Source organism: Pseudomonas sp. rhizo25 (assembly GCF_031931935.1).
GTDB lineage: Bacteria > Pseudomonadota > Gammaproteobacteria > Pseudomonadales > Pseudomonadaceae > Aquipseudomonas > Aquipseudomonas synxantha.
In genome coordinates this window covers 546,229-559,403 of sequence record NZ_JAUJXA010000004.1, presented here as the reverse complement: position 1 = coordinate 559,403, position 13,175 = coordinate 546,229, and the positions used below count along the sequence as shown (strand labels likewise).

At 59.7% G+C, this 13,175-nt stretch carries 11 protein-coding genes; 7 read left to right on the top strand and 4 right to left on the bottom strand.

All coding sequences use genetic code 11. The features are described 5' to 3' along the window. Positions 1-146 precede the first annotated feature (146 nt). Complete coding sequence (locus QZR30_RS12305) at positions 147-1,640, bottom strand: CoA-acylating methylmalonate-semialdehyde dehydrogenase (protein ID WP_056847042.1); 1,494 nt, start codon at positions 1,638-1,640, stop codon at positions 147-149. 39 nt (positions 1,641-1,679) lie between these two features. Next, a complete protein-coding gene (locus QZR30_RS12300) occupies positions 1,680-3,029 on the bottom strand; it encodes an aspartate aminotransferase family protein (RefSeq protein ID WP_003188272.1) in 1,350 nt (449 codons plus the stop codon). A gap of 126 nt (positions 3,030-3,155) precedes the next feature. Between QZR30_RS12300 and QZR30_RS12295 the strand changes: the two genes are divergently transcribed. From QZR30_RS12295 to QZR30_RS12265, 6 genes are all read left to right on the top strand, one after another. Further along, positions 3,156-4,076, top strand: coding sequence for a LysR family transcriptional regulator (locus QZR30_RS12295; RefSeq protein ID WP_043051756.1), 921 nt, complete (start codon positions 3,156-3,158; stop codon positions 4,074-4,076). A gap of 87 nt (positions 4,077-4,163) precedes the next feature. Beyond that, entirely contained in the window at positions 4,164-5,558 is a 1,395-nt protein-coding gene (locus QZR30_RS12290; protein ID WP_311903352.1) for a uracil-xanthine permease family protein, read from the top strand. A gap of 87 nt (positions 5,559-5,645) precedes the next feature. Beyond that, positions 5,646-6,305: a TetR/AcrR family transcriptional regulator gene (locus QZR30_RS12285; RefSeq protein WP_043051758.1), complete on the top strand. Its 660-nt coding sequence runs from the start codon at positions 5,646-5,648 to the stop codon at positions 6,303-6,305. Positions 6,306-6,317: 12 nt separating this feature from the next. Beyond that, a complete protein-coding gene (locus QZR30_RS12280) occupies positions 6,318-6,899 on the top strand; it encodes an IMPACT family protein (RefSeq protein WP_056847044.1) in 582 nt (193 codons plus the stop codon). Positions 6,900-6,955: 56 nt separating this feature from the next. After that, positions 6,956-7,642, top strand: coding sequence for an SDR family oxidoreductase (locus QZR30_RS12275; protein WP_046070763.1), 687 nt, complete (start codon positions 6,956-6,958; stop codon positions 7,640-7,642). A 211-nt stretch (positions 7,643-7,853) separates the two neighbouring features. Further along, on the top strand, positions 7,854-9,212 hold the full coding sequence (locus QZR30_RS12265; protein ID WP_311903351.1) for an 8-oxoguanine deaminase: 1,359 nt from the start codon (positions 7,854-7,856) through the stop codon (positions 9,210-9,212). 166 nt (positions 9,213-9,378) lie between these two features. Here QZR30_RS12265 and QZR30_RS12260 read toward each other — a convergent pair whose 3' ends face one another. Next, positions 9,379-10,470, bottom strand: coding sequence for a calcium:proton antiporter (locus QZR30_RS12260; protein ID WP_046070761.1), 1,092 nt, complete (start codon positions 10,468-10,470; stop codon positions 9,379-9,381). 193 nt (positions 10,471-10,663) lie between these two features. Here QZR30_RS12260 and QZR30_RS12255 point away from each other — a divergent pair, with 193 nt between their 5' ends. Continuing rightward, positions 10,664-11,617, top strand: coding sequence for an adenosine deaminase (locus QZR30_RS12255; RefSeq protein WP_043051475.1), 954 nt, complete (start codon positions 10,664-10,666; stop codon positions 11,615-11,617). A gap of 76 nt (positions 11,618-11,693) precedes the next feature. Here QZR30_RS12255 and QZR30_RS12250 read toward each other — a convergent pair whose 3' ends face one another. Continuing rightward, positions 11,694-13,064 carry an MFS transporter gene (locus tag QZR30_RS12250; RefSeq protein ID WP_311903350.1) on the bottom strand — a complete coding sequence of 457 codons (1,371 nt, stop codon included), beginning with the start codon at positions 13,062-13,064 and terminating at the stop codon, positions 11,694-11,696. Between the last annotated feature and the right edge of the window lie 111 nt (positions 13,065-13,175).

Here is a 13,175-nt window from a genome sequence, read left to right as displayed (position 1 = left end):
ATTTTTACTGCGCCGGAAGTGGGGCGAATTATAGGCGTATGGAATCTGTCGTCAACCTTCTTTTTCACATTTCTGTCATATCGATCAAAAAAGCTCCGAAAACGCGAAAGCCGGCTCTAAGGAGCCGGCTTTCCACTTACCAAGCTTTAAAGACTAGGGAAGGCGAATTGCGACGCTTCATGGCTAGCCCGCTGCGGCCAGCGCTGGGTGATCGCCTTGCGACGGGTGTAGAAACGCACCCCGTCCGGCCCATAGGCATGCAGATCGCCAAACAGCGAGCGCTTCCAACCACCAAAGCTGTGATAGGCAACCGGAACTGGCAGCGGCACATTGACTCCCACCATGCCCACTTCAATCTCGTCACAGAACAGCCGCGCCGCCTCACCATCACGAGTGAAGATGCAGGTGCCATTGCCATATTCGTGATCATTGATCAGTTGCATTGCAGCTTCGAGGCTGTCGACTCGCACCACACACAGCACCGGTCCGAAGATTTCTTCTTTATAGATGCGCATCTCAGGGGTCACGCGGTCGAACAGGCTGCCGCCGAGAAAGAACCCTTGCTCATGCCCAGCGATGCTCAAACCGCGACCATCAACCACCAACTCCGCACCCGCAGCCACACCTTCTTCTATGTAGCCACTGACCTTATCCCGCGCCTGGCCCGTCACCAATGGCCCCATATCCAGACCGCAAGAGGTGCCCGCACCAATTTTCAACGCCTTGACCTGCGGCACTAACTTGGCGATCAACGCGTCCGCCACCTGATTACCCACGCATACCGCCACCGAAATCGCCATGCAACGCTCACCGCAAGAACCATACGCCGCCCCCATCAAGGCACTCACGGCATTATCCAGATCTGCATCCGGCATCAGCACAGCGTGATTCTTCGCCCCGCCCAACGCTTGTACGCGCTTGCCACGCTTGGTCGCTTCGGAATAGATGTACTCGGCAATCGGCGTCGAGCCTACAAAGCTCAAGGCTTTTACTTCCGGCGCTTCGATCAATGCATCCACCGCACCCTTGTCGCCGTGCACCACACTCAGTACACCTTTAGGCAAGCCGGCCTCCTGCAACAGTTGCGCGATCAACAGCGTCGAGCTTGGATCACGTTCGGACGGCTTAAGGATGAAACAGTTACCGCACACAATCGCCAGCGGGTACATCCACAACGGCACCATGGCCGGGAAGTTGAACGGCGTAATCCCCGCCACCACGCCCAACGGCTGGAAGTCCGACCAGGCATCAATGTTAGGCCCCACGTTGCGGCTGTACTCACCCTTGAGAATCTCCGGTGCCGAGCACGCGTACTCCACGTTCTCGATCCCGCGCTTGAGCTCGCCCGCCGCGTCTTCCAAAGTCTTGCCGTGTTCTTCGCTGATCAACTGCGAGATACGCGCTTCGTTCTGCTCCAGCAATTGCTTGAAACGGAACATCACCTGCGCACGCTTGGCCGGCGGCGTATTACGCCAGGCCGGGAACGCCGCCTTTGCCGAGTTGATCGCACTTTGAATGGTTTCGCGGCTGGCCAACGGCACCTGGTGAATCACCTGGCCAGTGGATGGGTTGTACACATCGGCGGTACGGCCGCTGTCGCTGACCAACTGGCCGTTGATCAAATGCTGGATAAGGCTCATGCAGGGCTCCTGAAAAATTGTTCTATATAGAAAGAGAAATCAGTCGATCTTGTTCAGCACTTCGCCGACCGCGTCAAACAGACGATCCAGATCCTGCGGCTTGCTGTTGAACGTTGGCCCGAACTGCAGGGTGTCACCGCCAAAGCGCACGTAGAAACCGGCTTTCCACAAGGCCATGCCAGCCTCGAACGGCCGCACGATGGCATCCCCGTCACGCGGGGCAATCTGGATCGCACCAGCCAGACCGTAGTTACGGATGTCGATCACATTCTTGCTGCCCTTCAGACCGTGCAGCGCATTCTCAAAGTGCGGCGCGACTTCGGCTACGCTCTGCACCAGGTTTTCCTTCTGCAACAGGTCCAATGCCGCCAGGCCCGCCGCGCAAGCCACCGGGTGCGCCGAGTAGGTGTAACCGTGGGGGAATTCCACGGCGTACTCCGGAGTCGCCTGGTTCATGAAGGTCTGATAGATCTCGCTGCTGGCAATCACCGCGCCCATCGGGATCGCACCATTGGTGACCTGCTTGGCGATGCACATCAGGTCTGGGGTCACGCCGAAGCTGTCGGCGCCGAACATCGAGCCGGTGCGGCCGAAACCGGTGATCACTTCGTCGAACACCAGCAGGATATTGTGCTGATCGCAAATCTCACGCAGACGCTTGAGGTAACCCTGTGGCGGCACAAGCACGCCAGCGGAACCGGCCATCGGCTCGACAAACACTGCCGCGATGTTCGACGCGTCATGCAGCTCAATCAACTTGAGCAATTCATCGGCCAGCGCAATACCGCCCTGCTCTGGCATACCACGGGAGAACGCATTGCTCGCCAGCAAGGTGTGAGGCAGATGGTCAACATCCATCATCGCCTGACCAAACAACTTCCGGTTACCGTTGACGCCGCCCAGGCTGGTACCGGCGATATTCACACCGTGGTAGCCGCGTGCGCGCCCGATCATCTTGGTCTTGGTGGCCTGGCCTTTCAGGCGCCAGTAGGCGCGCACCATCTTCACTGCGGTATCGGCACACTCGGAGCCGGAGTCGGTGAAGAACACGTGATTCAGGTTGCCTGGGGTCAAGTCGGTAATCTTTTCCGCCAGCTGGAAAGACAACGGATGACCGTATTGGAAACCTGGAGAATAGTCCAAGGTACCCAGTTGCTTGGCCACGGCTTCCTGGATTTCCTTGCGCGTATGCCCGGCGCCACAGGTCCACAGCCCCGACAACGAATCGTAGACCTTGCGCCCCTTGTCATCAGTCAACCAACTACCTTCGGCGGCCACGATCAGGCGCGGGTCACGCTGGAAGTTACGGTTGGCGGTGTAGGGCATCCAGTGCGCGTCCAACTTCAGTTGGCTGGCCAGGGACGATGGGGCGTTTTCGGGCATGTTCATCAGCAAAACCTCGCAAGGCAAAAGGCAGCGTCGGGATCGGAAAAGCGTTGTTGCAGCTAAATTGCCACGGGGCTAAAGTCGATGAAATCCAACTCTTCTAACCTTCAGTCAGGACTTCACTAAACTATGAGCAGCCGTCGTCCCGACCCTTTGGCGCAAGTCAGCGACTTTGATATTCGCCTGTTGCGCATTTTTCGCAGCGTGGTGGAGTGCGGCGGCTTCTCGGCAGCAGAAGCCGTGCTCGGCATCGGCCGCTCGGCGATCAGCCAACAGATGAGCGACCTTGAGCAGCGCCTCGGGCTAAGGCTCTGTCAACGCGGCCGCGCCGGGTTTTCACTGACCGAGGAAGGTCGCGAGGTCTATCAGTCAGCCCTGCAATTATTGAGTGCCCTGGAAAGCTTTCGCACTGAGGTCAACGGCCTGCACCAGCACCTGCGCGGCGAATTGATCATCGGCCTTACCGACAACCTTGTCACCCTGCCCCATATGCGCATCACCCATGCACTGGCACAGTTGAAGGAGCGAGGCCCGGACGTGCAAATCCAGATCCGCATGATCGCCCCCAATGAGGTGGAGCAAGGTGTGCTCGACGGGCGCCTGCACGTCGGCGTCGTGCCCCAGGCCAGCGCGCTGTCGGGCCTGGAGTACCAGCCGCTGTACAGCGAACGCTCACTACTCTACTGCGCAGTCGGCCACCCATTGTTTTATGCCGACAACAAGCAGCTGGAAGACGAACGCATCGACGACCAGGACGCCATCGCTCCCACCTTCCGCCTGCCCGCACAGATCCAGGCCCACTACCAGGCGCTAAACTGTACCGCCAGCGCTTCGGACCGTGAAGGCATGGCGTTCCTGATCCTTACCGGCCGCTACATCGGCTACTTGCCCGACCACTACGCCAGCTTGTGGGTGCAACAAGGCCGACTGCGCGCGCTGAAACCAGCTACACGTTTTTACGATTTGAGCCTGGCATCGGTCACACGCAAGGGTCGGCGCCCTCATTTGGTGCTGGAAAGCTTCCTGGAAAGCCTGGCCGCAACCCGCTAACTCGGGCTTCAGGGTAAAAGCTGAGCAGGTGGACAGCTTTTTGCAAGGCACAGGGACCTTGAACCGTCCGCCTCGAGTTAACCCGCCATGCCCCCAGAATCCTCCAGCTCCAGCGACCTGATCTACGGCCTCAACGACCGCCCGAAACCACTGCCCGCACTGTTGGCAGCACTGCAACATGTACTGGCGGCGTTCGTCGGCATCATCACCCCACCGCTGATCATCGGCTCTACTCTCGGCCTCACCGCCCACTTGCCCTACCTGATCAGCATGGCGCTGATGGTCTCGGGCGTAGGTACTTTCATCCAGGCACGCAGGCCGTTTGGTATAGGCGCCGGGATGATCTGCCTGCAAGGCACCAGCTTTGCATTTCTCGGCGCGGTGTTGTCGGCAGGCTTTCTGGTGAAGCAACGCGGCGGTAGCCCGGAAGATATTCTGGCGATGATCTTCGGCGTGTGCTTCTTCGGCGCGGCGGTACAGATCGTGCTGAGCCGCTTTATCGGCCAACTGCGCCGAGTCATCACGCCCCTGGTTACAGGGATTGTGATTACGTTGATCGGCATCAGCCTAATCAAGGTGGGCATCACCGATCTCGGCGGCGGCTTCAATGCACCGGACTTTGGCGCCCCCGCCAACCTGGCGCTCGGCTTGTTCGTGGTGCTGACGATCATTCTGCTCAACCGCTCCAACACCCCATGGGTACGCCTCTCGGCGATCATCATCGGCCTGGCCCTGGGGAGCCTGGCCGCATGGTTCAGCGGCAAACTCACTCCCCAGGCCCTGCCTGACCTGCCCCTGATCAGCCTGCCTACGCCGTTCCGCTTCGGTTTCAACTTCGACTGGAGCGCCTTCCTGCCGATAGCGCTGATTTATCTGATCAGCAGTATCGAAACCGTCGGCGACCTCACTGCCAATTGCATGATTGCCCGCCAACCGATCAGCGGCCCCTCTTATATAAGCCGACTCAAGGGCGGCGTGCTGGGTGATGGCGTGAGCTGCATGATCGCTGCCACCTTCAGCGCCTTCCCCAATACCACCTTCGCCCAGAACAATGGCGTGATCCAACTCACCGGCGTGGCCAGCCGTTACGTCGGCTTATATATCGGCGCGTTGCTGTTCTGTCTCGGCCTGTTTCCGCTGATCGGCGCCGTGCTGCAGCAAATTCCCAAACCAGTGCTGGGCGGCGCGACCCTGGTGATGTTCGGCAGTGTGGCCGCTGCCGGCGTGCGTATTCTTGCCCAGGCGCCGCTGGACCGACGCAGCATGTTGATCATCGCCACCTCGTTCGGCGTCGGCCTGGGTATCGCTGCCCAGCCCAACCTGCTGCACCTGATGCCAACACTGGTGCAGAACCTGTTCGACTCCGCCATCACCAGCGGCGGCCTCACCGCCATCCTCTTGTGCCTGTTACTGCCGGAAGCCAAGCCGAGCACCACTGCCGTAAATCACACGCCAGAAAGCGACAGCCTGGAACCGCTTTGACGGTTTTATTGCATCGGGACTTGTCTGGGGCTTTAGGGTGGGTTATCTGTGCACACGTCGTCTCTATCGATCAGCACGGAAACCTCCATGAGCCTCGAAGTTCCTGCCCACAGCAACCACGCCGGTAAACCCGCCAGCCGCATTCGGCAAAAGAACGAACAAGCGATTCTCCAAGCTGCTGAAGATGAATTCGCCCGCCATGGCTACAAAGGCACCAGCATGAATACCATTGCTGCCAGTGCCGGGTTGCCCAAGGCCAACTTGCACTACTACTTCACCAACAAGCTGGGGCTGTACATCGCGGTACTCAGCAATATTCTCGAACTGTGGGACAGCACCTTCAACGCGCTGACCGCCGAGGACGACCCAGCCGTGGCGCTCACGCGCTATATCCGCACCAAGATGGAATTTTCGCGACGCCAGCCACAAGCCTCGCGGATCTTCGCCATGGAGATCATCAGCGGCGGCGAATGCCTCACCGAATATTTCAGCCAAGACTATCGCGCCTGGTTCAGTGGCCGGGCGGCGGTGTTCCAGGCCTGGATCGACGCCGGCAAGATGGACCCCGTCGACCCGGTGCATTTGATCTTCCTGCTGTGGGGCAGCACCCAGCACTACGCCGACTTCGCCACCCAGATCTGCCGCGTCACCGGTCGCACCAAGCTGACCAAGCAGGACATGGAAGACGCTGGCACCAATCTGATCCAGATCATCCTCAAAGGCTGCGGCATCAAGCCAGCCCAATAAACGAAGCGAGTTATGTCTTTTACGCTGACAGGCCTTTGCGAATTTCGTGAAGAAATCCGCAAAAGCCGCTTTATCACCCTGGCGGCACCCATCACCAGCCCGCAGGACGCCCAGGCTTTTTTCGAGCAACACAGCGACCTGAACGCCACGCATAACTGCTGGGCCTGGAAGCTGGCCGACCAATACCGCAGCAACGATGACGGCGAACCTGGCGGCACCGCCGGGCGCCCGATTCTTGCGGCTATCGAGGCACAGGGCTTTGATCAGGTCGCGGTGCTGGTAATTCGCTGGTACGGTGGCATCCAACTGGGTACCGGCGGCCTCGCCCGTGCCTATGGCGGCGGTGCAAACAAATGCCTGCAAAATGCCGAGCGCATCGAACTGGTCAGCCGTGTGCCACTGAGCTGCGCCTGTGGGTTTTCCGAGCTGAACCTGGTGAAGCTGCGTGTCGCTGAACTCGCAGGCCTGGTGGTGGAAGAAACCTTCACCGCCAACGGCGTGGAGCTGCAGCTTGCGCTGGGGGAGGCACACATCGACACCCTGCAAGCCCAGCTCGCCGACCTGAGCCGTGGGCGCATCCTGCTGCAACGCTGAAACTGCTACTGTTACGTGCTGAACTCCCTGAACCGCGATTTCAAAGGAAGCCTTTCATGTCTACGCCAAAAACCGCACTGATCATCGGCGCCTCACGCGGGCTGGGCCTTGGCCTGGTCAAGCAATTGCTCCAGGATGGCTGGGACGTGACCGCCACCGTGCGCGATCCGAGCAAAGCCGATGCGCTGAAAGCCGTGGGGCCGGTGCAGGTCGAGAAGTTGGACATGGACGACCAGCAAGCCGTGATCGCCCTGGCCCAACGCCTGAAAGACCGCACCTTCGACCTGCTGTTCGTCAACGCTGGCGTCAAGGGCCCGGCGAACCAGGAGCCCGGCCACGCCACCCTGGCGGAAGTCGGCCAGTTGTTCTTCACCAACGCCGTGGCACCGATTAACCTGGCCCAGCGCTTTGTCGGGCAGATCCGCAAAGACACCGGTGTGCTGGCCTTCATGAGTTCGGTACTGGGCAGCGTGACCATTCCCGACGGTTCGGATCTGGCGCTGTACAAGGCCAGCAAGGCTGCACTCAATTCGATGACCAACAGCTTTATCACCCAACTGGGCGATCACAAGCTGACCGTGCTGTCGATGCATCCGGGCTGGGTGAAGACCGACATGGGCGGCGAAAATGCGCATATCGACGTCGACACCAGCGTGCGCGGCCTGGTGGATCAGGTGAATGCCTACACCGGCAAAGGCGGCCACCACTTCGTGGACTACAAGGGCGACACCATCGCCTGGTAACCCCCCCAACTGTAGGAGCGAGCTTGCTCGCGAAGAACGCCCAGGCACTGCTTAAAGCCAGACTGCCCGCGTCATCGTTGACGATTTTCGCGAGCAAGCTCGCTCCTACAGAGGTAAACTGCCCACCTCGCCCTCCCCGGCGACCCTGGATCAGCAGACAGGGCAACACTGAGCTGGCAAACCTGAACCCATCATTCAGAGGAGCCGGCCAATGCCTGCGACCCGTATCTGGTTAAAAAACCCTCTCGCGATTTTCACTGCCAATGGCCTCGATGCCCGCGGCGGCCTGGTGCTGCAAGACGGTGTGATCACCGAAGTGCTGGCCCAAGACCAAGAACCGGCACAACCCTGTGCACAGATGTTCGACGCTCGCGAGCATGTGGTCTTGCCTGGGCTGATCAACACCCACCATCACTTCTATCAAACCCTGACCCGCGCCTGGGGCCCGGTGGTCAACCAGCCGTTATTTCCCTGGTTGAAAACCCTGTACCCGGTATGGGCACGGCTCACCCCGGAAAAACTTGCCCTGGCCAGCAAAGTCGCCTTGGCTGAATTGCTGCTCTCAGGCTGCACCACCGCAGCCGACCACCACTACCTGTTCCCCGATGGCCTGGAAAACGCCATTGATGTGCAGGTAGAAAGCGTGCGCGAACTGGGCATGCGCGCCATGCTCACCCGCGGCTCCATGAGCCTGGGCGAAGCCGATGGTGGCCTGCCGCCGCAGCAGACCGTACAACAAGGCCAGGTGATCCTCGACGACAGCCAGCGCCTGATCCGTGAATACCACCAGCGTGGCGACGGTGCACAGATCCAGATAGCCCTGGCGCCGTGCTCGCCGTTCTCGGTCACCCCCGAGATCATGCAAGCCAGCGCCGAGCTGGCCAACCGCCTGGATGTACGCCTGCACACCCATTTGGCGGAAACCCTCGACGAGGAAGACTTCTGCCTGCAACGTTTCGGCCTGCGTACCGTGGACTACCTCGACAGCGTCGGCTGGCTCGGCCCACGCACCTGGCTGGCCCATGGGATTCACTTCAACCTGGATGAAATCGCACGCCTGGGCGCCGCCGGTACTGGCATCTGCCACTGCCCAAGCTCGAACATGCGCCTGGCCTCCGGCATCTGCCCGACCTTGGATCTGCTTGCCGCCGGCGCGCCCATCGGCCTGGGCGTGGACGGTTCCGCTTCCAACGACGCGTCGAACATGATCCTTGAAGCGCGCCAGGCTCTGTACATTCAGCGCCTGCGTTATGGCGCAGAAAAGATCACCCCAGAAAGCGTGCTGGGCTGGGCAACCAAAGGTTCGGCGCAGTTGCTGGGGCGTACGGATATTGGTGAACTGGCGGTAGGCAAGCAGGCTGACCTGGCGCTATTCAAGCTGGACGAACTGCGCTTTTCCGGCAGCCACGATCCGATTTCAGCGTTGCTGTTGTGCGGTGCGGATCGGGCGGATCGGGTGATGGTCGGCGGCCAGTGGCGGGTAATCGACGGCCAAGTCGAAGGCCTGGACCTGAAAGGCTTGATCGCCGATCACACTCAGGCGGCTCGCCAACTCATCGCCGGCACCTGAGCCCAACACATTCCAAAATGTGGGAGGGGCGGTGCGACGGTTCGACTTGCTCCCGATGGAGGTGTTTCAGTCATATATAAGTTGGCTGATCCACCGCTATCGGGAGCAAGTCGAACCGTCGCACCGCCCCTCCCACGTTTGGTTCTGGGGTGTTCTCGAAGTCTGGTTACAGCCCCAGCAGCGACAACATGATAAAGGTCGCAAACAACACAAAATGGGTCATGCCCTCGATGGCATTGGTTTCGCCATCGTTGAGGTTGATCGCGCTGACAATCAGCGTGATAAACACCATCACCGTCTGCACCGGCGTCATCGCCATCTGGAACGGCTGGCCGGAATACAGGGCCATGGCCTCCATCACCGGCACCGTAAGGATCACCGTAGACAACGATGCCCCCAACGCAATATTCACCACCGACTGCATACGATTAGCCAACGCAGCGCGCAGTGCCGTCAGGATTTCCGGCGCGGCAGAGATAGCCGCCACCACAATCGCCGTGATTACCGGCGGTGCGCCGGTGCCTTCCAGGCCCAGGTCGAGGGTCTTGGACATCACCTCGGCCAATGCGCCGATCACGATTACCCCAAAGACCAGCGTGCCGATGGAAAACGCCAGGTTGACCGGCGGCGCCTGCTCCTCCTCCGGAGTTTTCTTGCGGCGCTTTTCCGGGTAGCTGTAGCTGAAAAAGTAGCTGTGCGGCCCCACCTGCATGCGCAGGAACAAGGTGTAAAGCACCACCATCGCGCCAATGGTGAAGGCCGAGTAGATTTTCCAATCCGCTTCGGGGATAAACTCCGGCACCACCATCGACACACCCATAGCGGTAAGGATCATTACGCTGTAGGTGCGTGCTGAATCATCGTTGTAAGACTGCTCGCCATGCTTGATGCCGCCCATCAGCGCGGCCAGACCGAGGATGCCGTTGATATCGAGCATCACCGCCGAGTAGATGGTGTCACGCACCAGCGTGGGCGATGGCTCGTTGCTCATCATGATCGCCAGGATCACCACTTCCACCAATACCGCGGCGAGGGTCAGGATCATGGTGCCGTAGGGGTCACCTACCTTTTCCGCCAGTTGCTCGGCATGGTGCGCGACGCGCATCGAAGCCATCACGATAAAGGCGATCAGCGCCAAGCCTGCCAGCAGCGCCACCAGTTGCCCGCTGTGGAGCATCCAGTGCTCCAGCGGGTAGGCGGCAATGGCGGCAATCAGCGCCAGCAACATGAATTTTTCTTGCTTGAGGGATGTGAGCATTCCGGGCCTTTTCATACGGCGAATCAGTCATTGATGGGGTACAGACTGCGCCAAGCCGCTAACGTTTCGTTACACCTTAGTTCACATCAACCTTGCGTGGGTGAGACAAATACTCTCCTGCTGGTCAGGTTTTGCCGATTATTTCAGCCATGGCCTGTAGAATGCCGCCATTGCACCTGATGAGATTTTAAAAATGTACGATTGGCTCAACGCCCTGCCCAAGGCTGAATTGCACCTGCACCTGGAGGGTTCGCTGGAGCCTGAGTTGCTGTTCGCCCTGGCCGAACGTAACAAGATAGCGCTGCCGTGGAACGACGTCGAAACCCTGCGCAAGGCCTATGCCTTCAATAATCTGCAAGAGTTTCTCGACCTGTATTACAAAGGCGCCGATGTGCTGCGCACGTCCCAGGATTTCTACGACCTGACCTGGGCCTACCTGCTGCGCTGCAAGGCCCAGAACGTGATTCATACCGAACCCTTCTTCGACCCGCAGACCCACACCGACCGTGGCGTGCCGTTCGAAGTGGTGCTCAACGGCATCGCCGCGGCACTTAAGGATGGCGAGCAGCAACTGGGTATCACCAGCGGCTTGATTCTCAGCTTCCTGCGCCACCTGAGCGAAGCCGAAGCCGAGAAAACCCTCGACCAGGCCCTGCCGTTCCGTGATGCGTTCGTGGCCGTGGGCCTGGACAGCTCGGAAATGGGCCACCCACCGAGCAAGTTCCAGCGCGTGTTCGACCGTGCCCGTCACGAAGGCTTCCTGACCGTGGCTCACGCTGGTGAAGAAGGCCCGCCCGAGTACATCTGGGAAGCCATCGACCTGCTGAAGATCCAGCGTATCGACCATGGCGTACGTGCCATCGAAGATGAACGCCTGATGCAGCGCATCATCGACGAACAGATTCCGTTGACCGTGTGCCCGCTGTCCAATACCAAGCTCTGCGTGTTCGACGACATGGCCCAGCACAACATCCTCGACATGCTCGAGCGTGGCGTGAAGGTGACTGTGAACTCGGATGACCCGGCGTACTTCGGCGGCTATGTCACCGAGAACTTCCACGCGCTGTACACCTCCCTGGGCATGACCCAGGACCAGGCCAAACGCCTGGCGCAAAACAGCCTGGATGCACGGCTCGTAAAGCCATAACCAGCCATCATTAAATGAATGCATGCTAAATGTGGGAGGGGGCAAACCCCCTCCCACATAGGTTTTGTATTGAGCTTTAGACTTGGGTGAGCTCTTCCAACGTCTTGCCCTTCGTCTCCATCCCAAACACCCACACCACCAGCGCCGCGACTGCAAAGCACAGCGCGCCCAAGGCAAACACCCCGCCCTGCCCTGTTATCGGGAAGACCAGCCCGGTCACCAACGGCCCGAGCAATGAGCCAACCCGGCCAACCGCCGAAGCAAACCCAGAACCTGTCGCCCGCGCAGAAGTGGGATACAACTCCGGCGTGTAGGTGTACAGCACGGCCCACATGCCAAACAGGAAGAACTGCATCAGCAGCCCCGAAGTAATCAGCAGGCCGACGTTGCCGCCAAACACCGCACTTTGCCCATACAAAAACGCCATCACCCCGCCGCCCAGCAGCGTCACGATGCACACCGGCTTACGCCCCCAGCGTTCGACCAGCCACGCCGCCATCAGGAAGCCCGGGATCCCTCCCAGGGAAATGATCACGGTGTAATACACCGACTGGGTCACGGCAAAACCCGATTGCTGCAACAACGCACTCAACCACGATGTCAGCCCGTAAAAGCCGAGCAAGGCAAAAAACCACACACTCCAGATCATCATTGTGCGTTGGCGGTACTGCGTCGACCACAGCTGCTGGAACGCGGAGAAGAAAGTCCCCGGTACAGTCGCGACCCTCGGCAGGGCAACCGGCTCGGGTAAATCAGCCCGGCCCAGGGACTCGCGTACCTTCTGCTCAATGCCCAGCAACACCTTGTCCGCCGCCTCATGCTTTCCGGCCTGTTCCAGCCAGCGCGGTGATTCCGGGATAAAGAACCGGATGGCCAACACAAACACCGCCGGCACCGCCAACACCAGGAAGATGTCGCGCCAGCCAATCACCGGTAACAGGAAGTAAGACAGCACGCCTGCGGCCACAAAACCCAACGGCCAGAAACCATCCATCAACGCGATGTAGCGCCCGCGTCCCTTGGCCGGAATCAGCTCCGACAGCATCGACTGAGCGATGGGAAACTCCATGCCCATGCCAATGCCCAGCAGGATACGAAACAACGTCAGCATCTCCACCGTCTGCGCCGTGGAACACAAGTAACTGGCAACGCCCCACAATACGATGCTCCACTGGAACACCGGCTTGCGCCCGAAGCGATCGGCGAGCATGCCGGAGAGCGAGGCGCCGACCACCATGCCGAAAAAGCTCGAACTGGCCAGTAATCCGGCCTGGGCGGTGCTCAAGCCAAACTCGGTTTTTATCGACCCCAACAGGAAGGTCATCATCGCCAAGTCCATGGAGTCGAAGAAAAACGCCAAGGCGATGATGATGAAAATGATTCGGTGGTAACCACTGATCGGCAGCCGCTCCAACCGTTCCGCTGCGCTATAGCCCTGTATACCCATGCCACACCCCCTTGTGAAAAATCCCTCGGCGAGTGTGCGACATCGTTATCCCTGGCTATTGCTGGATGCGACCTGACTGAAACCCTGAACGACGCGAACCGCTGACGAGGC

Coding starts and splice junctions, on each gene's coding strand:
- QZR30_RS12305 (WP_056847042.1), bottom strand. CDS start 1,640: ATGAGCCTTATCCAGCATTTGATCAACGGCCAGTTGGTCAGCGACAGC.
- QZR30_RS12300 (WP_003188272.1), bottom strand. CDS start 3,029: ATGAACATGCCCGAAAACGCCCCATCGTCCCTGGCCAGCCAACTGAAG.
- QZR30_RS12295 (WP_043051756.1), top strand. CDS start 3,156: ATGAGCAGCCGTCGTCCCGACCCTTTGGCGCAAGTCAGCGACTTTGAT.
- QZR30_RS12290 (WP_311903352.1), top strand. CDS start 4,164: ATGCCCCCAGAATCCTCCAGCTCCAGCGACCTGATCTACGGCCTCAAC.
- QZR30_RS12285 (WP_043051758.1), top strand. CDS start 5,646: ATGAGCCTCGAAGTTCCTGCCCACAGCAACCACGCCGGTAAACCCGCC.
- QZR30_RS12280 (WP_056847044.1), top strand. CDS start 6,318: ATGTCTTTTACGCTGACAGGCCTTTGCGAATTTCGTGAAGAAATCCGC.
- QZR30_RS12275 (WP_046070763.1), top strand. CDS start 6,956: ATGTCTACGCCAAAAACCGCACTGATCATCGGCGCCTCACGCGGGCTG.
- QZR30_RS12265 (WP_311903351.1), top strand. CDS start 7,854: ATGCCTGCGACCCGTATCTGGTTAAAAAACCCTCTCGCGATTTTCACT.
- QZR30_RS12260 (WP_046070761.1), bottom strand. CDS start 10,470: ATGCTCACATCCCTCAAGCAAGAAAAATTCATGTTGCTGGCGCTGATT.
- QZR30_RS12255 (WP_043051475.1), top strand. CDS start 10,664: ATGTACGATTGGCTCAACGCCCTGCCCAAGGCTGAATTGCACCTGCAC.
- QZR30_RS12250 (WP_311903350.1), bottom strand. CDS start 13,064: ATGGGTATACAGGGCTATAGCGCAGCGGAACGGTTGGAGCGGCTGCCG.